Here is a 23,869-nt window from a genome sequence, read left to right as displayed (position 1 = left end):
GATCACCCGTCGATCACAGGTGCCGGGTGGCCAGGGTCAGACGGTCCCGCGCGTGCAGCATCGCCTCCCTGATCTGCTGCTCGTGCGCCTCCGTCAGCCGCGCCACCGGGATCGAGCAACTGATCGCGTCGCGCGCCGGGGTGCGGTACGGGATGGCCACGCCGTAGCAGGTCAGGCCCAGCGTGTTCTCCTCGCGGTCGATCGCGTAGCCCCGCTCCCGCACCGTCGCCAGCTCCTCGATCAGCCGCTCCCGGTCCGTGATCGTGTGCTCGGTCAGCGCGTCGAGCTCCACCGGCAGCAGCTCCCGGATCTGCTCGTCCGGGTACGTCGCCAGCAGCGCCTTGCCGAGTGAGGTGGAGTGCGCCGGGAGCCGGCGGCCGACCCGGGTGAAGGGGCGCAGATAGTGGCCGGACTGACGGGTCGCCAGATAGACCACGCTGGTGCCGTCCAGCCGCGCCAGGTGGATGGTCTCGGTCGTCTCGTCCGAGAGCCGGTCCAGCGTGGTGCGGGCCGCCGCCACCACCTCGTCGCCGTCGATGTACGAGGTGCCCACCAGCAGCGCCCGTACCCCGATGCCGTACCGGGTGCCGGTCGGGTCGGTCTCCACCCAGCCCAGCTCCACCAGGGTGCGCAGCAGCATGTACAGACTCGACTTCGGGTAGCCGACCGCCGACTGCACAGCGGCGAGCGAGTGCATGCCGGGGCGTCCCGCGAAGAACTCCAGCAGCTCCACCGTCCGTACCGCGGATTTGACCGGGGATGCGCCCGTCTCGCCGACTGCCATCGACCTTGACCCCTTTGTTCGAACCGCTATAGAGTCGTGAGCGTCCCATATTCACATACAGGGACGATGTTCAGCATATCGAACGTTCGCCGCGGGAGGAACGACCGGTGTCAGCAGAACCAGTGTGGAGCGTGGACCCCCGGACCGGGAAGCGGCGGGAGCAGGTCACCACCGAGGCCACCGCCGCAGATGTGGACCAGGCGGTCCGTGCCGCGCACGCCACCACCGAGCGGCTGGCCGACCGCGCGAGCCGGATCGCGCTGCTGCGCGCCGCCGCCGACGCGCTGGAGGCCGACGGCGAGGACATCATCGCCGCCGCCGACGCCGAGACCGCCCTCGGCGTACCCCGGCTCACCGGCGAACTCGCCCGCACCACCGGACAGCTGCGCGCCTTCGCCGACGAGATCGAGGACGGCGCCTACCTGGGCGTCATCATCGACCACGCCGACCCCACCCTCGCCCCGCCCCGGCCCGATCTGCGCCGCTACAAGATCCCGCTGGGCGTGGTCGCGGTCTACTCCGCCTCCAACTTCCCGCTCGCCTTCTCCGTCCCCGGCGGCGACACCGCCTCCGCGCTCGCCGCCGGCTGCCCGGTCGTCGTCAAGGCGCACCCCGACCACCCCGCCACCTCCGCCCGCACCGGCGCCGCGCTGCGCCGTGCCGCCGCCCAGGTGGGGCTGCCGGAGGACGTGGTGTCGGTGGTGTACGGCTTCGAGGCCGGCATCGAGCTGATCAAGCATCCGCTGGTCTGCGCCGCTGGCTTCACCGGTTCGGTACGCGGCGGACGCGCACTGTTCGACGCCGCCGCCGCCCGTCCCACCCCCATTCCCTTCCACGGCGAGCTGGGCAGCCTCAACCCGGTGGTCATCACCGAGGCCGCCGCCGCCGAGCGGGCCGAGGAGATCGGCGAGGGGCTGGCCGGCTCGGTGACGCTGGGAACCGGCCAGTTCTGCGTCAAGCCGGGCCTGGTCCTCGCCCCGGAGGGCGAGGCCGGCGACCGGCTGATCGCGACCCTCGGCGAGAAGCTGTCCGCCACCGCGCCCGGCGTGCTGCTGGACGCCCGGATGCGGGAGAACTTCATCGCGGGCGTCGCCTCCCGTACCGCCCTGGACGAGGTCACCACCTCCGCCCCGGCCGGGGCCGGCGAGGAGCAGACCGTGGTGCCCGGGTTCCTGACGGTGCCGGCGGCGCGCCTGGCGGACCAGGAGCAGGAGGCGCACGAACTGCTGCTGGAGGAGTGCTTCGGCCCGCTCACCGTCGTCGCCCGCTACCGCGACACCGGCGAGGTCAGCCAGGTGCTGGAGCGACTGCCCGGCAACCTCACCGCCACCGTGCAGCTGAGTGCCGCCGAGGCGGCGGGGGAGAGCGGCGACGCGGCGGCGCTGGTCGCCGAGCTGACCCCGCTGGCCGGCCGCGTGCTGGTCAACGGCTGGCCGACCGGGGTCGCGGTGGCGACCGCCCAGCACCACGGCGGCCCGTACCCGGCCACCACCTCGACCTCGACCTCGGTGGGCGCCACCGCGATCGAGCGCTGGCTGCGCCCGGTGGTCTACCAGTCCACCCCGCAGGCCCTGCTCCCGCGGGAACTGACCGACGCCAACCCGCTCGGCCTGCCCCGGCGGGTGAACGGCAAGCGGGAGGGCTGACCGCCCGTATCACCGGACAGACAACGCGAGGGCCCGGTGCTCCGGCATCCGGGCCCTCGCGTCGCCCGCGGTGGCCTTGTCCGGCCGCCGGTGCCTCCCGCGACGCCGACGATCGAGGTCATCGAGCATCTCCGCCCGCAGGGCGGCAAGGCATACAGCGCACGACGCAACGAGGTCGAGCGCGCCGTCAACCGGCTCACGAGGGTCCGAAGCCGTCGCGATCCTCTTACCGTTCCCAGGCATGACGACGCTGACATCCTTTGCCTTCGTCCGCCACCTCGACGGGCTCCGCCACACCTTTGAACGCGACGGCGAACGCAATGGCCGCCCCGCCTACCGCCGGACGGACGGGAACGTTTGGTGTGTCTGGTCGCCGGCCGACGGCTGGCGCTGCGAGGTCGCGGATGGCCTCGTCACCGCCCATCCCCTCGACAGCCGCGCTGACGACCCCGAACCTCCGGTCACCGTCTGGCGCAGCTTCAAAGGCGACCGCTCATACCTCTACGATCTCCGGCCCCTCGGGCCCGAAGCATGATCTGCCTGATGGGCGACGTGAGGGCCCGCCAATACCCCCGTGTGGTCCCGTCCGGCAGTGTCGTTGGCGCCGCCCGGCGGGTCCTCCGGCGGCTGCCCGCCCCCCGCTGCGCCGTATGGCGGAAATAGGCGCGTATTCATCTTGAATGCTTTTCAGCGTTACTGGCCGCTCTTAACCTCACGGAAATGTCACGTTCCCGGCAGTGAGGATCCCGCGAATGTCACTCCAGCGCCCGGTTTTCCCGCAGATCGACCCGGACGAGGTGAGTTCCAACCCCTCTGGCAACCGGCCCTTCCGGGAGGTCGCCGCCCGGGCGCTGAGTCGCCGTTCGGTGCTGGCCGGTGGTGCGGTCGCCGCCGCCGGGTTCCTGGTGGCGGGTGGCGGGACCGCACCGGCCGCAGCCACCCCCGCCGCCGCCGCACCGGGGCGCGGTGGTGGCAGTCGGCCCTTCCTCGGGTTCAGCCCGGTGCCCACCTCCGCCGCAGACGGCCTCACCGTCCCGGACGGCTACGAGGCGCAGGTCCTCATCCCCTGGGGCACTCCCATCCGCCCCGGCGGCCCCGCCTGGCGCAAGGACGGCTCCAACTCCGCCGCCGACCAGGAGCAGCAGGTCGGCATGAACCACGACGGGATGCACTTCTTCCCGCTCGGCCGGGGCAGCGAGCAGAACCGGCGCGGCATGCTGGTGCTCAACCACGAGTACATCGACCAGCAACTCCTCTTCCCCGACGGCGATGCCGAGATCACCCGCGAGAAGGTCGCCAAGGGGGTCGCCGCCCACGGGGTGTCCATCGTCGAGATCGCCGCCGGACGCGACGGCCGCTGGCAGGTCGTGGACTCCCCGCGGGCCCGCCGGGTCACCGCCGCCACCCCCGTCACCTTCTCCGGACCGGTCGGCGCCAACCACCCCGCGCTGCGCGCCAACAACGCCCCGCAGGGCACCATCAACAACTGCTCGCACGGCGTCACCCCCTGGGGCACCTACCTCGCCTGCGAGGAGAACTTCAACGCCTACTTCGGCACCGAGGACCCCGACTGGGCGCCCACCCCGCAGCAGGCCCGCTACGGCATCAACCGCGAGGGCTCCGGCTACCGCTGGCACGAGGCCGACCCGCGCTTCGACGTCGCCGTCAACGGCAATGAGCTCAACCGCTTCGGCTGGGTCACGGAGATCGACCCGATGAACCCGCGCTCCACCCCCGTCAAGCGCACCGCCCTCGGCCGCATCAAGCACGAGGGCTGTGTCCTCACCGAGTCGCGCGGCCGGATCGTCGCCTACACCGGGGACGACCAGGACGGCGATTACCTCTACAAGTTCGTCGGCTCCGCCCCCTGGCGTGCCCAGCGTGCCCTGGGCCGCAGCCCGCTGGACCACGGCACCCTGTACGTCGCCCGCTTCGACGACGACGGCACCGGCCGCTGGCTGCCGCTCACTCACGGCAAGGGCCCGCTGACCAAGGCGAACGGCTGGGCCGACCAGGCCGATGTGCTGCTGCGCACCCGCGAGGCCGCCGACGCGCTGGGCGCCACACCCATGGACCGTCCCGAGTGGATCGCGGTCAACCCCCGCAACCAGGACGTCTACTGCACCCTCACCAACGGCAGCGGCCGGGGTGGCGAGGCCAACCCCCGCACCCCGAACCCGTACGGCCACATCATCCGCTGGAGCGAGAAGAACGGCGACAACACCGCCACCACCTTCGACTGGGACATCTTCGTGCTGGCCGGCGACCCGGCGTACGACGACCGCACCCCGCTCACCGAGGAGAACCGATTCGGCTCCCCGGACGGCCTGTGGTTCGACCCGGACGGCCGGCTGTGGATCCTCACCGATGTCTCCAACTCCTCGCAGAACCTCCCGGAGAAGGGCTACGACCGCATCGGCAACAACCAGATGCTGGCCGCCGACCCGAAGACCGGTGAGATCCGCCGCTTCCTGACCGGCCCGCGCGGCGCCGAGATCACCGGGTGCATCACCACCCCCGACCAGCGCACCATGTTCGTCAACGTCCAGCACCCGGGCGAGGCCACGGTGGCCTGGGGCGCGCCCACCCCCGACAACCCCCGGGCGGTGAGCAACTGGCCGGACTTCGACCCCGAGGGCCGCCCCCGCTCCGCGACGGTCGCCATCCGCCGCACGGACGGCGGCATCATCGGCGCCTGAGCGGCGGGCCGCGTCACACGGGCGGCTGCGGGTCGTACTGGATGCCCCGGCGGACCTGGCGGGCCCGGTCGGGGCCGGCCAGCCGGGCCACCAGGTGCAGCCCCATGTCGATGCCGGCGGAGACCCCGGACGAGGTGATGATGTCGCCGTCGTCGACGAAGCGGGCCTCGGCGCGCACCTCGATGGTGGGATCCAGCTCCGCGAGCCGTTCCAGGGAGCCCCAGTGGGTGGTGGCGGGGCGGCCGGTCAGCAGGCCGGCCGCCGCGTACACCAGCGCGCCGGTGCACACGCTGGTCAGCAGCGGCACCGTCGAGCGCTGGGCGCGCACCCACGCCAGCTGCGGCTCGTCCGTCAGCTGCGGGCGGGTGCCCCGCCCGCCCGGGTACAGCAGGACGTCCAGGGCCGGCATGGTGTCGCGCGCGTGGTGGGCGGCCACCGTCAGGCCCTTGGCGCACTCCACGGGTGCGCCGTCGGCGGAGAAGGTGAAGACCTCCCAGCCGTCCTCGGGGAAGTTCCGCGTCCAGAACGCCAGCACCTCCCACGGGCCGATCGCGTCCAGCTCCTCGACCTGCGGGAAGAGAAAGATTCCGATGCGCTGTACGTCGCTCATGGGGACATCCAACTACGCGGACTGGCGGCGGACCAGCTCGGTCGGCAGGATCACCGCCGAGGTGTCCTCGCCGCTGATCTGCGCCAGCAGCAGCCGCACCATCTCCTGGCTGATCCGGTCCCACGGCTGCCGGATCGTGGTCAGCGCCGGCCGGGAGGCGACCGCCGCCGACGAGTCGTCGAACCCGCCGACCGCCACCTCCTCCGGCACCCGCCGGCCGGCCGCCGCCAGCGCGGTGAGCGCGCCCTGCGCCATCAGGTCCGAGGCCACGAACAGCGCGTCGAGGTCGGGGCGGCGGGCCAGCAGTTCGGCCGCCGCCCGCTCGCCGCCCTCCCGGCTGTAGTCCCCGGCCGCCACCAGATCGTCGTCGGCCGCGAGCCCGGCCGCCGCCAGCACCTCCCGGTAGCCGGCCAGCCGTTCCACCCCGCCGGGGGTGTCCAGCGGGCCGGTGACCGTACCGATCCGGCGCCGGCCGAGGCCCACCAGGTGGCGCACCATCTCCCGGGCGCCGTCGCGGTCGTCCGCCGCCACGTGCGCCATCCGGCCCGGCCCCATCGGCTTGCCGCACAGCACCACCGGCACCCCGGCCCGTACCAGTTGCTCGGCCACCGGGTCGCCGGTGTGGCTGGAGACCAGCAGCACTCCGTCCACATGACCGGATGTCACATAGCGCAGCAGCCGCCGCTGTTCCTCCCGGGTGCCGGCGATCATCATCAGCAGCGGGATGTCGTGCGCGGCCAGCGCCTGGGTGCAACCGCGCAGCAGCACATTGAAGTTCGGGTCCTCGAAGAACTTCTCCTGCGGCTCGGTCAGCAGAAACGCCGCCGAGCCCGAGCGGCCGGTGATCAGCGAGCGGGCATGGCGGTTGACGACATAGCCCGTCTTGCGGATCGCTTCCTCCACCGCGCGGGCGGAGGCGGCGGAGACGTTGTGGCCGCCGTTGAGGACCCGGGAGACGGTGCCCCGGGAGACCCCGGCCTCCCGGGCCACGTCGTGGATCGTCGGCGCCCGCCGGCGCCGCGCTGGTACGGACATGGTCACGACTTTACGGCGCCGGAGAGCAGGTCAAGGCTCCAGAACCGCTGGATGAACAGGAAGAGCGCGATCAGCGGGACCACCGCCAGCAGTGCCCCGGTGATCACCAGGGTGTACAGCGCCGGGGTGTTGGCTCCCTGGTTGAGGAGCGTGAACAGGCCCAGCGTCAGCGGGAACTTCTCGTCGTCGCTCAGCATGATGTACGGCAGCAGGAAGTTGTTCCAGATGGCGACGAACTGGAAGAGGAAGATCGTCACCAGACCCGGCAGCATCATCGGCAGCGCCACGGTTCGGAAGATCCGCCACTCCCCGGCGCCGTCCATCCGGCCCGCCTCCACCACATCGGGCGGTACGGCCGCGGCGGCGTAGATCCGGCCCAGATAGATGCCGTACGGGGAGAGGATCACCGGAAGCAGCACCGAGAGATGACTGTCCGTCAGCGACACCTCGGACATCAGGAGGTACTGCGGCACCGCCAGGATCACCGGCGGCATCAGCACCCCGGCCAGCAGCACGTTGAAGACGGTCTCGCGGCCCCGGAAGCGGTACAGCGCCAGCGCGTAGCCGCTGACCGCCGAGACGGCGGCGGACAACAGCGCGCCAAGCCCCGCGTACAGCGCCGAGTTGGCCATCCACTTCCAGTAGACGCCGTCCCGGTAGGCGGACAGCTCGCCCAGGTTCTCGGCGAATCCGGTGCCGGGGGCGAAGGTGAAGGTGGAGAAGAGTTCGCTGCCGGACTTGGTGGCGGCCATCACCACCCACACCACGGGGAGGAGGCAGTACGCCGCGCCCAGGAACAGTGCCGCTGTGGGCAGCCAGCCGCCCATGCGCTGTACGCGGGTGGGCGTGCGGGTGGTGGGGGCCGTGGTGGTCGTGGTCGGGGCGGTCATCGGTTCTCCTCCCGCCGGGAACGGGCGCCTGCCACCCGCAGAAAGCCGAAGGACAGGGCGAAGGTCACCACGGCGATGATCACGGCGGTGGCCGAGGCGGAGTGGATGTCGCCGCCCACGAAGGCGTCCTGATACACCTTCATCAGCGGACTCCAGGTGGTGGACAGGCTGTTGGTGAGCGGGCGCAGGGTGGTCGGCTCGTTGTAGACCTGGAGGGTGGCGATGACCGAGAAGAAGAAGGTCAGCACCAGCGAGGGGGCCACCATCGGGATCTTGATCCGCCAGGCGATCTGCCACTGCGAGCAGCCGTCCAGCCGGGCCGCCTCGTACACCTCGGCGGGGATCGAGCGCAGCGCCGTGTAGATGACGATCATGTTGAAGCCGGTGCCGCCCCACACCGCGATGTTGGCCAGGGCGACATACAGCGCGCCGCCGCTGAGCAGATCGGGCTGCGGCAGGCCGAAGGTGTCCAGGGCGTAGTGCAGCGGGCTGACCGAGGGGAGGTAGAGGAAGCCCCACAGCAGGGCGGCGATGACGCCGGGGACGGCGTACGGCAGGAAGATCGCCAGCCGGGTGAAGGCCCGGCCGCGTACCCGGTCGGAGTCCAGCATGAGGGCGAACAGCAGCGCCAGGCCGAGCATCACGGGGACCACGATCAGCCCGTAGATGAGGACCCGCAGGGCGCCGTCCAGCAGTACCGGGTCGCTGAGCGCGGCGGTGTAGTTGCCGAACCCGGCCCACACCTCGGAGCGGGCGCCGGCGCCCAGGCCCAGGCCCTTGACCTCGATCTTGCGCAGCGAGAGATAGATCGCGTAGCCGATGGGCAGCGCGAAGAACAGCGCGAAGAGGATCCCGGCGGGGAGGAGGAACACGTAGGGGGCGCGGCGCGGCGCCCCGTACGACGTGCGGCGCTCGCTCACTCGGTGACCTGGAAGCCGTGGCCCGCGAGGTCGTCGACGGTGGCGCGCTGCATGGTGGTGAGCGCGGCGCCGAAGTCGCTCTTGTCGCGGGCCGCCTGGCCGAAGGCGTCGTTGAACGTGGCATAGGCGACGTTGGTGTTGGGGCCCCAGGCGGCGGGTGCGGTGCCTTCGGCTATCTGCGCCGCGGTGGTGTAGAAGTCGGGCTGGCCGGCGAAGAATTCGGGGGCCTCGGCGAGTGCGCCGCCGCTCTGGGCGGCGGTGGCGGCCGGGTAGATGCCGCCGTGCTTCACCAGGGCGGCGAGCGCCTCGGGGTCGGTGTTGAGCCAGGTGGCGAACTCGGCGGCGGCGTCCTTGTCGCGGGCGTTGTTGGTGACGGCGGTGGTGGAGCCGCCCCAGCTGCCGGTGATGTTCTCGCCGGCGTTCCACTGGGGGAGCGGGGCCATGGCCCACTTGCCGGCCGTGTCGGGGGCGGCGGTGGTGAGGGTGCCGGGGGCCCACACGGCGCTCACCCAGGCGAGCTGCTCGCCGGTGTTGAGGGCGTTGTTCCAGGCGGGGGTGTACATCGGCTGGTTGTCGATGGCGCCCTCGGCGACCAGGCCGCCCCAGAAGTCGGCGACCCTGCCGGTGGCCTCGTCGTCGATGGCGACCTTCCACTGCTCGCCCTCGGTGGTCCACCACCGGGCGCCGGCCTGCTGGGCGAGCCCGGCGAACAGTCCGGCGTCGTTGGCGGAGAAGGTGGTGAGCGCCTTGTCGGGGGCCTGCGCCTTGAGTTCGCGGGCGGTGTCGGCGAACTCGTCCCAGGTGGTGGGGACGCTCAGCCCGTACTGCTCGAACAGGTCGGTCCGGTAGTAGAACATGAGCGGCCCGGAGTCCTGCGGGAGCGCGTAGACGGCGTCGGTGCCGAGGGTGACCTGCTGCCACAGTCCCGGGGCGAAGGCGTCCTCGGCATCGGCGACCTGTCCGGAGATGTCGGCGAGCACGTCGTTGCTGACCAGGGTGGGCAGCGCCTGGTACTCGGCCTGCATCAGATCGGGGGCGTTGCCGGCCTTGGCGGCGGTGATGGTCTTGGTGACCAGGTCGTCGCCGCTGGCCTGCTTCTTCACCGTGACCTGGATGTCGGGGTTGGCGTCGTTCCACAGTTTGACGACCTGGTCCATGCCCGGGGCCCAGGCCCAGTAGGTGAGCTTGACGGGTCCGGAGGACGCGGAGTCGTCCGAGGAGCCGCCGCAGCCGGCGAGGGCGACGGAGGAGAAGACGGTGGCGGCCAGTACCGCGACGGTGCGGTGATTCATGATGCCTCCCTGGCAGGGACTGTGAGCGTTCACAGTAGAGAAACAGAACAGACACTTGTCAATGGTTGATGCTGTGCGGTTATGTTGGTGTGATGCAGCCGACGGAGGCTGTGCACGTTCCCAGCGATGCCCAGGAGTACCCATGCCGCACGCCGCCCCCCAGGGCCCAGGCCGCCTCGCCTACGGCGGTGACTACAACCCCGAGCAGTGGCCGGAGGAGACCTGGGAAGAGGACATCGCCCTGATGCGCGAGGCCGGGGTGACCATGGTCAGCGTCGGGATCTTCTCCTGGGCCAAGCTGGAGCCCAGCCCGGGCGCGTACGACTTCGGCTGGTTGGACCGGCTGCTCGACCTGCTGCACACCGCCGGCATCAGGGCCGACCTCGCCACCCCCACCGTGGTGCCGCCCGCCTGGTTCTACCGCGCCCACCCCCAGGCGCTGCCGGTCAACCGCGAGGGCGTACGGTACGCCTTCGGCTCCCGCGGCGCCATCTGCCACAGCTCACCCGCCTACCAGGAAGCCGCCGCCGGCATCACCCGCGCCCTGGGCGAGCGGTACGGCCACCATCCCGCCGTCGCCATGTGGCACGTCCACAACGAGTACGGCGTGCCCGTCCTGGAGTGCTACTGCGACACCTCCGCCGCGCACTTCCGCCGCTGGCTCGCCGACCGCTACCGGACCCTGGACGCGCTCAACGCCGCCTGGGGCACCGCCTTCTGGGGCCAGGCGTACGGCGACTGGGACGAGATCACCCCGCCCCGGCTCACCCCCACCACCTGCAACCCGGCCCAGCGCCTGGACTTCGCCCGGTTCGCCAGTGACAGCGCCCTGGACAACTTCCGCCGCGAACGCGATCTGCTGCACCAGCTGTCACCCGGCGTCCCCGTCACCACCAACTTCATGGTCTCGCCCACCCAGTGCGACACCCTCGACTACTGGAAGTGGGCCAAGGAAGTCGACATCGTCACCAACGACCACTATCTGGTGGCCGAGGACGATCGCAACCACCTCAACCTCTCCATGGCCGCCGACCTGTCCCGCTCGGTCGGCGAGGGCAAGCCCTGGCTGCTGCTCGAACACTCCACCAGCGGCGTCAACTGGCAGCCGCGCGGCATCGCCAAGCGCCCCGGCGAGATGGCCCGCAACAGCCTCGCCCACATCGCGCGCGGCTCCGAGGGCGCCATGTTCTTCCAGTGGCGCGCCTCCCGGGCCGGCGCCGAGAAGTTCCACTCCGCGATGGTGCCGCACGCCGGCACCGACAGCCGGATCTGGCGCGAGGTGGTGGCCCTGGGCGCGCACATCGAGGCGCTGGCCCCGCTGCGCGGCACCCGCACCGTCGCCGACGCCGCCATCGTCTGGGACTGGCAGTCCTGGTGGGCCCAGAAGCTGGAGTGGCGCCCCAGCCAGGACCTCGACACCCGCGAACGCGCCGAGGCCGTGTACGCCGCGCTCTTCGACCGGCATCTCACCGTCGACTTCGCGCACCCCGAGGCCGATCTCAGCCGCTACCCGCTGGTGGTCGTGCCCGCGCTGTACCTGACCACCGAGGCGGCCGGCCGTAACCTCCGCGCCTACGTGGCGGGCGGCGGCACCCTCGTCGTCCACTACTTCTCCGGCATCGTCGACGAGCACGACGCCGTCCACCCGGGACCGCACCCCGGCGCGCTGCGCGACGTCCTCGGCCTGACCGTCGAGGAGTTCCAGCCGCTGCGCGCGAGCGAACGGGTCACCCTGGAGGGCCCGGACGGCCACCGGCTCACCGCCGATGTCTGGGCCGAGACCGTGGTGGCGCGCGGCGCCGAGCCGGTGTGGACGTACGCGGACGGCCCGGCGGCGGGCTGCCCCGCCGTCACTCGGCACGAACTGGGCGCGGGCACCGCCTGGTACGTGGCCTCCCGGCTGGACGCCGGCGGCCTGGACACCGTGCTGGCCGCCGCCGGCCTGGACGCCGGGATCGCCCCGCGCGAGGACCTGCCGCGCGATGTCGAGGTGGTACGCCGCGAAGGCACCGCCGGCCGCTATCTGTTCGTCATCAACCACACCGACACCGACGCCAAGGTGCCGCTGGACGGCGCCGGCGGCCGTGAACTGCTCACCGGCGAACGCGCGGCGGACACCCTGCCGGTCCCGGCCGGCACCGTACGCGTCCTGCACCTCGACGACTGACCGCCCCCCCCGCCCGTCACCCGAGGAACGGCGCCAACCCCCCCACCCCACAGGCACCACTCAAGGAAGGGACCCTTGACGATGCGCCGACGCAATCTGCTCCGCTTGGGCACCGCGGCCCTCGCCACCCCCGCCGTGCTCGCCGCCCTCCCCGCCGGCACCGCGCATGCCGCCGCGCTGAACATCCGGGGCGTGGACCTGTCCTCGCTCCCCAAGGGCGAGGCCAGGGGCGCCGTCTTCCGCTACGCGGACGGCACCCGGGGCGACGCCATCCAGATCCTGCGCGAGGCCGGCTCCAACTGGGCCCGGATCAAGGTCTGGGTCAACTCCGCCGACGGCTACCACGGCAAGTCGCAGCTGCTGGCCATGGCCCGCCGGATCCAGGCCCAGGGCATGCGGCTGCTGGTGGACTTCCACTACTCCGACACCTGGGCCGACCCCGGCAAACAGTTCAAGCCCGCCGCCTGGAACAACCTCACCGGCAGCGCACTTGAGCAGGCGGTACGGAACCACACCGCCGACATCCTCGGCTCGCTCGTCCAGCAGGGCACCCCCGCCGCCATGGCGCAGATCGGCAACGAGATCAACGGCGGCATGCTGTGGCCCGACGGCCGCTACACCGACTGGGGCAAGCTCGCCGGACTGCTCAACGCCGGCGTGCAGGCGGCCCGTTCCGCCTCGCCCGGCACCCGCATCGCCCTGCACCTGGCGGAGGGCGGCGACAACGGCGGCACCCGCTGGTGGTTCGACAACGCCACCTCGCGCGGCGTGTCCTTCGACGTGATCGCGCTGTCGTTCTACGGCTACTGGCACGGCACACTGGCCCAGCTGCGCACCAACCTGCACGACGCGGCCGGCCGTTACGGCAAGGACGTACTGGTCGCCGAGACCGCGTACCCGTTCCGGCTCGGGAGCAAGGACAGCCACCCGGACATCATCAGCAGCCCCTCGCAGCTGGTGCCCGGCTACCCGGCCACCCCGGCGGGACAGACCGCCTGGATGCGGGACATCGGCGAGGTGGTGGCCTCCGTGCCCGGTGGGCGGGGGCTCGGCGTCTTCTACTGGGAGCCGGCCTGGACCGCGGTGCCCGGCAACGGCTGGGACGAGACCGACCCGTCCTCCGGCAACGGCTGGGAGAACCAGGCATGGTTCGACTACAACGACCGCGCGCTGCCCGCCATGTGGTGGGCGTAGCCGGACCGGACGCGGACGCGAGGCCGGGCCCCCGACACCGCCGGCGGGGTGCCGGGGGCCCGTCTCGTACCGGTGCGCCGTGCCGCGCCGTTCACCGCACCGGGGTGAAGTCCCGGGCCCCGATGTAGTCGGGGCGCGGCATCGGCGCCGCGAACGGCTCGACCGCCGCGTTCTCCACGCTGTTGAAGACGATGAACACATTGCTGCGCGGGTACGGGGTGATGTTGTCCCCCGACCCGTGCATGCAGTTGCAGTCGAACCAGGTCGCCGAACCTGCCGGCCCGGTGAACAGCTTGATGCCGTGCTCCCGCGCGAAGCGGGTCAGTGCCTCGTTCGAGGGGGTCCCGGCGTCCTGCATCTGGAGCGACTTCTTGTAGTTGTCCTTCGGGGTCTCACCGGCGCAGCCGAGAAACGTCCGATGCGAACCGGGCATGATCATCAGGCCGCCGTTGGTGTCGTGGTTCTCGGTCAGCGCGATCGACACCGAGATGGTCCGCATCCGGGGCAGCCCGTCCTCCGCGTGCCAGGTCTCGAAGTCCGAGTGCCAGTAGAAGCCGCTGGCCCCGAACCCCGGCTTGACGTTGATCCGCGACTGATGGACGTACACCTCCGAGCCCAGGATCTGCCGCGCCATGCCCACCACCCGGGGGTCGCGGACCAGGCCCGCGAAGACCTGGCTGAGCTTGTGCACCTCGAACACCGAGCGGATCTCCTGGGACTGCGGCTCGATGATCGAGCGCTCGTCCGCCCGGATGTCCGGGTCGGCGACCAGCCGGTCCAGTTCGGCGCGACAGTCGGCCACCTCCTCCTGCCCGATGAGCGATTCGACGGACAGGAACCCGTCCCGCTCCAGACCGGCCAGCTGCTCCGCGCTGACCGGCCCCGGGGTGCCGGGCGGGGACCACACCACCGGGTCCTGCCGCGGAGTGGACACCTCGGTGGCGCCACGGGTCGGGTACAGGTCAGCGGTGCGTTCACGGGCGATGGTCATGGTGCGTGCCTTCCCTTCCGGTTCCTGGGGGTGCTGAGGGTGCGGATGAGCGTGCGGAGCGGGGCGGGTGCGGGGGTCAGCTCACCTCGGGTTCGGTGAGCAGCGGATAGACGCCGTTCTCGTCGTGGTCCTCGCGGCCGGTGACCGGCGGATTGAAGACGCACAGCACCTTGAAGTCGGTCTTCGCCCGGACGGTGTGCTTCTCGTGGCCGTCCAGCAGATACATCGTGCCGGGCGTGATCCGGTGCTTCTCGCCGGTGTTGTCATTGGTGAGCTCGGCCTCGCCCGCCACGCAGAAGACCGCTTCCACGTGGTTGGCGTACCACATCGAGGTCTCGGTGCCCGCGTACAGCACCGTCTCGTGGAGGGAGAACCCGACGCGCTCCTTGGCCAGGATGATGCGCTTGCTGCGCCAGGTGCCCGACGCGGACTCGATGTCGCGGTCGGTGCCCTCGATGTCGCTGATGGATCGGACGATCACGGTGTTCGACTTCCCTTCGGATGGCTTCCGGGTGGTTGGCGGTCGTGGTCCGCGGTGGTCAGTCGGTGTCGCGGATGGCGCGGGTGACGATGCGCAGCCCTTCGTCCAGTTCCTCCGGGGTGATGGTCAGCGCGGGCAGGAACTTGACGACCTCGCTCTGCGGCCCCGAGGTCTCCAGCAGCAGCCCCAGTTCGAAGGCGCGCTTGCACACCCGGCCGGCGCGGGCCGGGTCCTGGAACTCAAGACCCCACACCAGGCCCCTTCCCCGGTACCGGGGAAGGGCGTGGGTGTGCTCGGCGACGATGCCGCGCAGCACCCGCTCCACCCGCTCCCCGCGCGCCAGGGTCTGCTTCTCCATCTGGCCGTCGGTCCAGTAGGTGTTGAGCGCGGCGGCGGCGGTGACGAAGGCGGGGTTGTTGCCGCGGAAGGTGCCGTTGTGCTCGCCCGGCTCCCAGATGTCCAGCTCCGGGCGGAACAGGGTCAGCGCCAGCGGCAGCCCGTACCCGCCGATCGACTTGGACACGGTGACGATGTCGGGGACGATGCCCGCCTCCTCGAAGGAGAAGAACGGTCCGGTACGGCCGCACCCCATCTGGATGTCGTCGACGATCAGCAGCATGTCGTGGCGGCGGCACAGATCGGCGAGCGCCCGCAGCCACTGGGGGCGGGCCACATTGATGCCGCCCTCGCCCTGGACGGTCTCCACGATCACGGCGGCGGGCTGGTTGAGGCCCGATCCGGAGTCCTCAAGCAGCCGCTCGAACCAGATGAAGTCCGGGGTCTGGCCGTTGAGGTAGTCGTCGAACGGCATCGGGGTCCCGTGCACCAGCGGGATGCCGGCCCCGGCCCGTTTGAACGCGTTGCCGGTGACGGCGAGCGAGCCCAGCGACATGCCGTGGAAGGCGTTGGTGAAGGAGACGATCGACTCGCGGCCCTTCACCTTGCGGGCCAGCTTGAGGGCGGCCTCCACCGCGTTGGTGCCGGTGGGGCCGGGGAACATCACCTTGTAGTCCAGCTCGCGGGGGCGCAGCACCACATCGCGGAAGGTTTCGAGGAACGCCCGCTTGGCGGTGGTGGACATGTCCAGGCCGTGGGTGATGCCGTCGCGCTCCAGGTAGTCGATCAGGGCGCGCTTGAGGACGGGGTTGTTGTGGCCGTAGTTCAGCGAGCCCGCCCCGGCGAAGAAGTCGAGGTAGGTGCGGCCGTCCTCGTCGTACAGATAGCTGCCGTGGGCCCGGTCGAAGATGGCGGGCCAGCCCCGGCAGTAGCTGCGGACTTCGGACTCCACGGCCTCGAAGACGCTGAGATCGGGCTGGGTGATGGTCACGGCGTTCTCCCTGGGGATGCGGTACGCGAGTGGGGTGAGCAGGTCGGTGGAGCGCGGGCCGGCTCAGGGCCCGCCGGGCGCCGGGACGGGGCCGATCCGGTAGAGCACCTCGGGCTGGTGCCCGCTCTCCGGGAAGGCCCCGGAGTCGAACAGGACCTCGCGCTCGATCGCCGCGCCGTGGCGCTGCGCGAAGGAGGCGAACAGCCGGTTGGAGGCGGTGTTGTCCGGTGTGACGGTGGTCTCCACCATGTCCACCCCCCACTCGCGGCCGGTGCGCAGGACCAGGCCGTCCAGCATCGCCGCGGCGAGGCCCTTGCCGCGCTGTGCCGCGTCGACGGCCACCTGCCAGATCAGCAGGGTGCGCGGGGCCTCGGGGCGGGTGTAGCCGGTGATGAACCCGACCGGGTCGCCGGTGCGGTCCCTCGCCACGATCGAGGTGCCCGCGTAGTCGCGGCACCACAGAAGGTAGCTGTAGGAGGAGTTCAGGTCGAGGGCCCGGGAGTCGCGGGCGATGCGCCACAAAGCGGCTCCGTCCTCAAGACGCGGGCTCTCCAGTCGCAGTCCGTCGGCTATTTCCAGGAATTCTCGGTCGGCACGTGCATGGTCTGCTTGTGCGGGGGTCATGCCCATCGAATTTACCGAGCATGGATCGAAATCGCATCGCGAGAGGGGGTTACCCGGGCGGCGGCCGATATGTTATGGCTCCGGCGGATGTGTCACTCGACTGCTCAGTTGATTGCCCGGATATATCGGTTAGTTACCATGACAAATCGGGCCTCTGAACATGGTTTGTAACGGATACGTAACGACGTAGTGATCTGTCGCGCCGGCTGTGCGCTTGATTACATCCACTGCAATGCGCCCGTTTAAGGGGCGAAAAACCGGGCAGGAGCGCCTTGATATGTCGGCCAAAAATTCACCCGGAAAGAGCAGTCCCGGATTTGGTTGAAAAGGCGCCGAATTAATGTCCCGCATTCACTGGAAACCGCCCTCGGCGGACACCGGGCCCCCCGCGCCGGTCGCCCGGACGAGGTAACGGTCGCGCTCAGGTTCCCGTCCGTCCGCCGGATGGTCGTACTGCGCGGCGAACACATGCTCCCCGGCCGGCACCTCGGCCCCCGGCCGCAGCTCCCAGCGGTAGACCAGCTCCGCGCCCTCCTGGCTCACGGTCAGCTCGAAGTCACCGCTGGGCAGCGTCCGCCAGGCCCCCGTCGAGCGCACCCCGTCCCCGCCCGTCACCCGCAGCTCCAGCGAGAACGCGGTCAGCGGCTGATCCGCCCGGACCGTCACATTGCTCTGCGACCAGTACGTGTGGCTGCCCGGGTCCACCTCGCCCCGCGCACTCAGCGGCCCCACCGTCACCGCCGCCGGCGGCGCGGGATCCGGTGCGCCGGCCGGGCCCGGCCGGCCCACCACGAGCGCGACCACGCCCGCCGTCATCACCAGCGCCGCAGCCGCGCCCGCCGCCCGCGCCCAGCGGGGCAGCCCGGCCGGCCACGGCAACCGGGGAGCCCACGGCGCCCCCGTACGCCTCCGGCCGCTCCCGCCGGATCCCGCCCCGGCCCCTGCCCCTGCCCCGGTGCCTCCCGCGATGCCGGCCCGCACCCGGGCCCGCATCCGCTCCCGGTCGGGCCGGTGCTCCCGCGCCGCCGCGCGCAGCGCCCCGGCCACCTCGCCCGCCCCGGGTTCCCCCGTGCGCTCCGCCATCAACTGCTCCGTTCCACCGGGCCGGTGCGCAGCACCCGCAGGGACGGACCGGTGCCGCCCGCGCCGCCGCCCGCCGCGCCCGGGGTCAGCAGCCGCTCCAGCTCGGCGATGCCGCGCGAGGTCTGGCTCTTCACCGTACCGACCGAGATGCCCAGCGCGCGGGCGGTCTCGCGTTCGGACAGATCGAAGGCGTGCCGCAGCACCACACACGCGCGCTTGCGGTACGGCAACCGGCCCAGCGCCGCCCGGACATCGAGCACCGCCGGCACGTCGGGGCCGTTGGTGTACGCGCTGTGCTGCGACCAGAAGAGCGCGATCCGGCGCCGTTCGCGGGTTCTGCTGCGGATCCGGGAGCGCGCCATATTGGCCACCACGCCCCGGGCGTACGCGATGGGGCGGTCGGCGGCCCGGACCCGCTCCCAGCGGTGCCAGATGGCCACCAGCGCGTCGGCGGCCAGGTCGTCGGCGCTCTCCGCGCTGTCGAGTCCGCCGAGCAGCAGATGGGCGAGTCTGGCGAGTTCGGCGTGGTGCTGTTCGAAGAACACGTCGAACTCAGCGCTGAACTCATCGCCGGTTTCGGCCACGCCGGCCTCCTTGGTGTTGCGGACCCGGTTCTCCTGTCAAACGTTTCAATCGAACGTTCGGCAGGTCGTGCTCCGTTCTCTGTTCGCTTCTTCGACCGCGAGGCGAAGGTCCGGGTCTCGCGCGCATCCGCACCCGGGCGGCCTCCCGGCCGACGCTCACAGTTCGTACGTACGTCCAGACCCCCGGCGACCCTGGAGACTAGCAGGCAATTTGTAGGCTGCCGAGCATGATTGACGACACATCGGCGATGCACATCAAGGGACGGATCCTGCTGGGCCCCGGCGCGGTGGACGGGGGCCGGGCCGACTGGGAGGTCCGCGACGAACTGTGGGTCATCGATGGCCGGATCACCTATGAACGGCCCCGGCACGTGAGGGAGCTGACCACCGTGACCGGCTGGGTGCTGCCCGGACTGGTGGACGCGCACTGCCATGTCGGTCTCGACGCGCACGGCGCGGTGGACCGGGCCACCAGCGAGCGGCAGGCGCTGACGGACCGTGACGCGGGCGCGCTGCTGCTGCGCGACGCCGGCTCGCCCGCCGACACCCGGTGGATCGACGACCGCGCCGACCTGCCCGAGCTGATCAGGGCGGGCCGGCACATCGCCCGCACCAAGCGCTACCTCCGTCACGTCGCCGAGGAGATCGAGCCGGTGGAACTGGCCCGATCCGTACGGGAGCAGGCCCGGCGCGGGGACGGCTGGGTGAAGCTGGTGGGCGACTGGATCGACCGGGGCGCCGGCGATCTGGCCCCGTGCTGGCCGGCCGGGGCGCTGCGGGAGGCGATCGCGGCGGCCCACGAGGAGGGCGCCAGGGTCACCGCGCACTGCTTCGCCGAGGACTCGCTGCGCGATCTGGTGGAGGCGGGCATCGACTGCGTGGAGCACGCCACCGGACTGACCGAGGAGACCATCCCGCTGTTCGCGGCGCGCGGGGTGGCGATCGTACCGACGCTGGTCAACATCGCGACGTTCCCGCGGCTCGCGGGCGGCGGGGAGGGGAAGTTCCCGCGCTGGGCCGACCATCTGCGACGGCTGCACGCGCGCCGCTACGACACGGTGCGGGCGGCGTACGACGCGGGGATCGCGATCTTCGCCGGGACCGACGCCGGGGGATCGCTGGGGCACGGGCTGATCGCCCAGGAGGTCGCCGAACTGCGGGCCGCCGGGCTCCCGGTGCACGAGGCGCTGGGCGCGGCCTCCTGGCGGGCGCGGGAGTGGCTGGGTCGTCCGGGTCCGACAGAGGGCGCCCCGGCCGATCTGGTGGTGTACGGGGCGGATCCGCGGGCCGATCTGTCGGTGCTGGCCCGGCCGCGCCGGGTGGTGCTGCGCGGGCGGGTGGTGGCGTGACGGGGCGCGCGGCGGGGGGCGTGCGGGTGGGACGGGGTGAACGTGGGGACGTGGGCGAACGGGAGTGTCCCTGGATTCGCACGCTCTAGCGAGTTTGCCCCGTTCGGGTGAAGTGCCCGAAGACTGCTGACGTTTCCATGTTTGAACATCAAGGATGGCGGAGTCCCAGTCGCCAACGCGTGTGATGTCCCCCATCGGCACGCGGCGGCGGCGCCAACTTTTCTGTGGGGGTTCCACACGTGTACAACTCTGCCTTCCGCCGGTCAGCCGTCCTGCTGGCCACCGCCGCGCTGCTCGGGGCCGCCGGCCCCGCCTACGCGACGACCGGCGGGGACAGCACCGGCGAGGAGCGCGACGGCCGCGGCTCGGCCCGCGCCACGGTGCTCCGCACCAGCCTGGACGTCGGCCTCCTCAACCGCACCGTCCACCTCCCGCTGGAGCTCAAGCTCAACGAGGTGACCGCCCCCGAGACCGAGGGCACCGCCGACAAGACCGCGCTCAGCGCCGCCCTCGACGGCGTCGACGGGGGCCGCCCCTTCGAGGTGCTGCGCGCCGATGTCGCCTCCGCCTCCGCCACCGCGGGTGCCGACGGCACCGAGGCCGAGGTCACGCTCGCCGAGGCCAGGATCCACGTCCCCGGGCTGCCACTGCTGTCCGTGGTCGAACTGGAGGCGATCACCGCCCGCGCCGTGTGCGCCACCGGCGCCGCCCCGGTCGCCGAGGCCAACCTCGGCGCGAGCGTCACGGTGCTGGGCAAGCAGCTCACCCTCACCACCGGCGGCACCACCAGGGTGGACGTGCCCGGGGTCGGCTCCGTACAGCTGGATCTGTCCAAGACCGAGACCACCACCGACACGGCCGCCGCCAGCGCCCTCGACCTCCAGATCTCCGTCAACCCGCTCAAGCTCAACGTCGCCGAGGTCGAGGGCCGCATCACGCTGGCCGAGGTCAGCTGCACCACCCCGGACGGCACCGAGGAGCCCGGCGGCGAGGAGGAAGAGCCGGAGCCGGAGAAGCCCGAGAAGCCGGCCGAGGAGGAGAAGCCGGAGCCGCAGGGCCCCAGCACCCAGACCGGCGAGCAGAGCGAGGTCGACCAGCGCACCCCCGACCTGGCCGCCACCGGCAGTGACCCCCGCACCCCCTACCTGGCGGGCAGCGCCATCGCCCTGCTGGGCGGCGGCGGCATCCTCCTGGTGGCCAGGCGCCGCGCCCTGGCGGCGGCAGCGAGCCGCAGGACCACCGAGGGCTGATTCCGTTCCGATCGCCCTCGCTCCATGACGGGGTGCCCCGGCCCGGCACGGCTGGCGCGGGCCGGGCCGGGGCACCCCCGGGAAGACGTCAGAAGGCGATCAGATAAATGCCGTAGCCGACCGCCGCCGCGCACAGCGCGAAGCACACGTAGCCGCCCGCCTTGCTGAGCGCCACGCCCAGCCGGGGCCGCCCGGCGGTCGCCGCGCCACCCTGGCCCGCCCCGGTCACGATGCCGACCGTGAACAGGCCGACCAGCGAGACGGTCATCAGCACGGACACCAGGGCGACCTCGCCCAGTACGGACCATTCGATGTTCATGGCTCTTCCTACCTCAGACCGTCGTGGTGGGCTGCTCGGGCACGGCCGGCTCGTCCCCGGCCCGGGTGGCGGCCGACGCCGCGCGCGGGATCGTCACCTGGAGCGGCGGCTCCGGAGCCGGCTCGGGCGCACGATCGGCCGGCTGGGACGGCTCGCCGTCGTTCACCGTGTCGTTCACGTTCGAGTGGTCCACCGGATCGCGCCGCGACCGTACGAAGATGGCGCCGCTCACCGCGATCAGCAGCGCCAGCACCGCGCCCACCCCCCACGTGCCCTGCTCGGCCAGCAGCGCGCCCAGCGCGCCGATGATGCCGGCCGACGGCAGCGTCAGACCCCACGCCACCACCATCCGGCGCGCCGTCGACCAGTGCACCACCCCGCCCTTGCGGCCGAGCCCGCAGCCCATCACCGCACCCGAACACACCTGGGTGGTGGAGAGCGCGAAGCCCATGTGCGACGAGGCAAGGATGGTGGTCGCCGCACTGGTCTGGGCCGCGAAGCCCTGCGGCGGCTGGATGTCGGTGATGCCCTTGCCCAGCGTGCGGATGATCCGCCAGCCGCCCAGGTACGTCCCCAGCGCGATCGCGATCCCGGCCGAGGCGATCACCCACAGCGGCGGATCCGAGTCCGGGGCCAGCACCCCGCCCGCGATCAGCGCCAGGGTCATCACGCCCATGGTCTTCTGCGCGTCATTGGTGCCGTGGGCCAGCGAGACCAGCGCGGCCGAGCCGATCTGGCCCGCCCGGTACCCCTTGGAGGTGGCCCGCTCGTCGGCGTTGCGCGCCACCCGGTAGGTGAGCCGGGTCGCCCACATCGCCGCGAATCCGGCCACCAGCGGCGCCACCAGCGCCGGCACGATCACCTTCATCACCACGGCGTCACCGTGGATCGCGTCCACGCCCACCGAGGCGATGGTCGCCCCGATCAGACCGCCGAACAGCGCGTGCGAGGAGCTGGAGGGCAGCCCCGCCAGCCAGGTCAGCAGATTCCAGATGATGGCGCCCACCAGCCCGGCGAAGATCACCTCGGGCTTGATGCCCGCCGACTCGTCGATGATCCCGCCCGAGATGGTCCGCGCCACCTCGACCGACAAAAAGGCGCCGACCAGATTGAGTACGGCCGACATGGCCACCGCCGCCTTGGGCTTCATCGCCCCGGTGGAGATGGTGGTGGCCATGGCGTTGGCCGTGTCATGGAAGCCATTGGTGAAGTCAAATGCCAAAGCCGTGACGATCACGATCGCGATCAACAGCGTGATGTGTTCCATCCACCGGACAATCAGCTCGACGGGGCAAGGCCGCGGTGAACGTAAAAGAAACAGATGAACGGAAAGTGAACTGCTGGCAGCCGCCGGGTGCTATGTCCCAAGAAGCCTTGCCGGAAAGGTGAATGCCCAGGTGAACGCGGCGCCCCGCACCGCACCCGCACCGCACCCGCGCCGCCCCGAGTGGCCGCCCGCCGCATTCGCTTGCATGCTGGACGCATGGGTCGGCGCACTACGGCGGCGATGACCGCCACAGCCCTGCTGGGCGCCACCGCCGCGGCAGCCGTGGCGGCGGTACGCACCGGCAGACGAGCCGCCACCCCGGTCGGCTTCACCGGGGCCCCGCTGACGGTGCACGCCACCGCCGCGGGCCGCATCACCCTCACCCGCACCCTGGAGACGCTGCGCCCGGGCACCTTCGCCCTGGTGGCCGGGCGGGGCGACCCGCCGGCCCGCGCCGTCGTCGGTGAACTCCTCGACGTCCCGGCCGGCGACCGCACCGTGGTCCGCCGGCTGATCGCCGGCCCGGGCGACCAGGGCCCACCGCTCACCCCCGGCACCCACGTCACCCTCACCCCGCAGCTCTACCGGGGCGACCCCGGCACCGCGCTGGGCATCCCGTACTCCGACCTCACCGTCCCCGGCGAACTCGGACCGCTCCCCGCCTGGTTCGTGCCCGGCGACCGCGACACCTGGATCATCGCCCTGCACGGCGGCCTCGGCGCCACCCGCGAACAGGCCCTCAACCTGCTGCCCCGCTGGCACCAGGACCAGTTCCCGGTGCTCGTCCCCGACTACCGGGGCGACCCCGGCGCCCCCGGCATCCGCGACGGCGTCAACCGGCTCGGCGCGGCCGAGTGGCACGACGCGGACGCCGCCGTACGCCACGCCCTGCACCTGGGAGCCCGCCGGGTGATCCTGCACGGCTGGTCCACCGGCGCCACCATGGCCCTGTTCACCGCCGCCCACTCCCCGCTCGCCCCGCACATCGCCGGACTCGTCCTCGACTCACCCGTCCTGGACCGCGCCGCCACCCGCCGAGCGCTCGCCGCCCGGCGCGGCGTCCCCGCCCCCCTGCTGCCGCTGGCCCTCGCCGGGGCCCAGGGCGGCCTCGTACCGCACGACACCGACCCGCCGACATCGGCCACCGGCCCGCACGGCCATCCGCTGCCCGTCCTGATCCTGCACGGCCCCGGCGACACCATCGCCCCCTGGGACGCCTCCCGGGAGCTGGCCGCCCGGCACCCCGAGTCGGTCGTCCTGCACACCGTCCGGCAGGCCGAGCACGCCGCCATGTGGAACGCCGACCCGGCCGACTACGAGGACGTCCTGCGGCGCTTTGTCACCCCCCTCATGTGAG

General features: G+C 71.9%; 22 protein-coding genes. 8 read left to right on the top strand and 14 right to left on the bottom strand.

From position 1 onward, the window contains the following. Positions 1-13: 13 nt before the first annotated feature. The gene (locus AC5WRL_RS03995; protein WP_496086866.1) at positions 14-784 is read right to left on the bottom strand and encodes an IclR family transcriptional regulator; all 771 of its coding nucleotides are present in this window, start codon (positions 782-784) and stop codon (positions 14-16) included. A gap of 107 nt (positions 785-891) precedes the next feature. Between AC5WRL_RS03995 and AC5WRL_RS03990 the strand changes: the two genes are divergently transcribed. The 3 genes from AC5WRL_RS03990 (at position 892) to AC5WRL_RS03980 (ending at position 5,129) form a co-directional block, all read left to right on the top strand. Beyond that, entirely contained in the window at positions 892-2,430 is a 1,539-nt protein-coding gene (locus tag AC5WRL_RS03990) for an aldehyde dehydrogenase (NADP(+)) (protein ID WP_496086865.1), read from the top strand. 241 nt (positions 2,431-2,671) lie between these two features. Continuing rightward, entirely contained in the window at positions 2,672-2,965 is a 294-nt protein-coding gene (locus tag AC5WRL_RS03985; RefSeq protein ID WP_496086864.1) for a hypothetical protein, read from the top strand. 217 nt (positions 2,966-3,182) lie between these two features. Further along, on the top strand, positions 3,183-5,129 hold the full coding sequence (locus AC5WRL_RS03980; RefSeq protein ID WP_496086863.1) for a PhoX family protein: 1,947 nt from the start codon (positions 3,183-3,185) through the stop codon (positions 5,127-5,129). Between the two features lie 13 nt (positions 5,130-5,142). On the opposite strand, the gene AC5WRL_RS03975 is transcribed toward AC5WRL_RS03980, so the two are convergent. From AC5WRL_RS03975 to AC5WRL_RS03955, 5 genes are read right to left on the bottom strand one after another with little or no spacing between them, the layout of a single operon-like run. Beyond that, positions 5,143-5,739 carry a DJ-1/PfpI family protein gene (locus AC5WRL_RS03975; protein WP_496086862.1) on the bottom strand — a complete coding sequence of 199 codons (597 nt, stop codon included), beginning with the start codon at positions 5,737-5,739 and terminating at the stop codon, positions 5,143-5,145. 12 nt (positions 5,740-5,751) lie between these two features. Next, positions 5,752-6,780 (bottom strand): LacI family DNA-binding transcriptional regulator, encoded by a 1,029-nt coding sequence (locus AC5WRL_RS03970; protein WP_496086861.1) that lies wholly within the window; start codon positions 6,778-6,780, stop codon positions 5,752-5,754. Further along, complete coding sequence (locus AC5WRL_RS03965; protein ID WP_496087508.1) at positions 6,777-7,601, bottom strand: carbohydrate ABC transporter permease; 825 nt, start codon at positions 7,599-7,601, stop codon at positions 6,777-6,779. The genes AC5WRL_RS03970 and AC5WRL_RS03965 overlap by 4 nt, the downstream gene beginning before the upstream one ends. A gap of 59 nt (positions 7,602-7,660) precedes the next feature. Next, a complete protein-coding gene (locus tag AC5WRL_RS03960) occupies positions 7,661-8,584 on the bottom strand; it encodes a carbohydrate ABC transporter permease (RefSeq protein ID WP_496086860.1) in 924 nt (307 codons plus the stop codon). After that, positions 8,581-9,876 carry an extracellular solute-binding protein gene (locus AC5WRL_RS03955; protein WP_496086859.1) on the bottom strand — a complete coding sequence of 432 codons (1,296 nt, stop codon included), beginning with the start codon at positions 9,874-9,876 and terminating at the stop codon, positions 8,581-8,583. The genes AC5WRL_RS03960 and AC5WRL_RS03955 overlap by 4 nt, the downstream gene beginning before the upstream one ends. Positions 9,877-10,018: 142 nt before the next feature. On the opposite strand from AC5WRL_RS03955, the gene AC5WRL_RS03950 reads away from it, so the two are divergent. Further along, on the top strand, positions 10,019-12,043 hold the full coding sequence (locus AC5WRL_RS03950) for a beta-galactosidase (RefSeq protein WP_496086858.1): 2,025 nt from the start codon (positions 10,019-10,021) through the stop codon (positions 12,041-12,043). Between the two features lie 81 nt (positions 12,044-12,124). Further along, the gene (locus tag AC5WRL_RS03945; RefSeq protein ID WP_496087507.1) at positions 12,125-13,237 is read left to right on the top strand and encodes a glycoside hydrolase family 53 protein; all 1,113 of its coding nucleotides are present in this window, start codon (positions 12,125-12,127) and stop codon (positions 13,235-13,237) included. Positions 13,238-13,328: 91 nt separating this feature from the next. Here AC5WRL_RS03945 and thpD read toward each other — a convergent pair whose 3' ends face one another. The 6 genes from thpD to AC5WRL_RS03915 all read right to left on the bottom strand — a co-directional run bounded on the left by thpD (position 13,329) and on the right by AC5WRL_RS03915 (position 18,327). Next, positions 13,329-14,228 (bottom strand): ectoine hydroxylase, encoded by a 900-nt coding sequence (thpD, locus tag AC5WRL_RS03940; RefSeq protein ID WP_496086857.1) that lies wholly within the window; start codon positions 14,226-14,228, stop codon positions 13,329-13,331. A gap of 76 nt (positions 14,229-14,304) precedes the next feature. Next, positions 14,305-14,709, bottom strand: a complete 405-nt coding sequence (locus AC5WRL_RS03935) for an ectoine synthase (protein ID WP_496086856.1) — start codon at positions 14,707-14,709, stop codon at positions 14,305-14,307. Positions 14,710-14,767: 58 nt separating this feature from the next. Next, positions 14,768-16,036 (bottom strand): diaminobutyrate--2-oxoglutarate transaminase, encoded by a 1,269-nt coding sequence (ectB, locus tag AC5WRL_RS03930; protein ID WP_496086855.1) that lies wholly within the window; start codon positions 16,034-16,036, stop codon positions 14,768-14,770. 63 nt (positions 16,037-16,099) lie between these two features. Further along, on the bottom strand, positions 16,100-16,660 hold the full coding sequence (gene ectA / locus AC5WRL_RS03925; RefSeq protein ID WP_496086854.1) for a diaminobutyrate acetyltransferase: 561 nt from the start codon (positions 16,658-16,660) through the stop codon (positions 16,100-16,102). Positions 16,661-17,011: 351 nt separating this feature from the next. Further along, complete coding sequence (locus AC5WRL_RS03920; protein WP_496086853.1) at positions 17,012-17,743, bottom strand: hypothetical protein; 732 nt, start codon at positions 17,741-17,743, stop codon at positions 17,012-17,014. After that, positions 17,743-18,327: a SigE family RNA polymerase sigma factor gene (locus tag AC5WRL_RS03915; protein WP_496086852.1), complete on the bottom strand. Its 585-nt coding sequence runs from the start codon at positions 18,325-18,327 to the stop codon at positions 17,743-17,745. Before AC5WRL_RS03915 ends, AC5WRL_RS03920 begins: the two co-directional genes overlap by 1 nt. A 227-nt stretch (positions 18,328-18,554) precedes the next feature. Between AC5WRL_RS03915 and AC5WRL_RS03910 the strand changes: the two genes are divergently transcribed. After that, on the top strand, positions 18,555-19,676 hold the full coding sequence (locus AC5WRL_RS03910) for an amidohydrolase family protein (protein WP_496086851.1): 1,122 nt from the start codon (positions 18,555-18,557) through the stop codon (positions 19,674-19,676). 239 nt (positions 19,677-19,915) lie between these two features. Then, positions 19,916-20,926 (top strand): SCO1860 family LAETG-anchored protein, encoded by a 1,011-nt coding sequence (locus AC5WRL_RS03905; protein WP_496086850.1) that lies wholly within the window; start codon positions 19,916-19,918, stop codon positions 20,924-20,926. An 88-nt stretch (positions 20,927-21,014) separates the two neighbouring features. On the opposite strand, the gene AC5WRL_RS03900 is transcribed toward AC5WRL_RS03905, so the two are convergent. After that, a complete protein-coding gene (locus tag AC5WRL_RS03900) occupies positions 21,015-21,245 on the bottom strand; it encodes a hypothetical protein (RefSeq protein WP_496086849.1) in 231 nt (76 codons plus the stop codon). Positions 21,246-21,258: 13 nt separating this feature from the next. Then, complete coding sequence (locus tag AC5WRL_RS03895; protein ID WP_496086848.1) at positions 21,259-22,512, bottom strand: inorganic phosphate transporter; 1,254 nt, start codon at positions 22,510-22,512, stop codon at positions 21,259-21,261. Positions 22,513-22,728: 216 nt separating this feature from the next. Here AC5WRL_RS03895 and AC5WRL_RS03890 point away from each other — a divergent pair, with 216 nt between their 5' ends. Next, positions 22,729-23,868, top strand: a complete 1,140-nt coding sequence (locus tag AC5WRL_RS03890; protein WP_496086847.1) for an alpha/beta hydrolase — start codon at positions 22,729-22,731, stop codon at positions 23,866-23,868. Position 23,869 lies beyond the last annotated feature (1 nt).

The organism is Streptomyces sp. NTD107 (genome assembly GCF_059510435.1).
The sequence above is the reverse complement of the archived record's forward strand: the minus strand, read 5'-3'. Positions and strand labels throughout refer to the sequence as shown.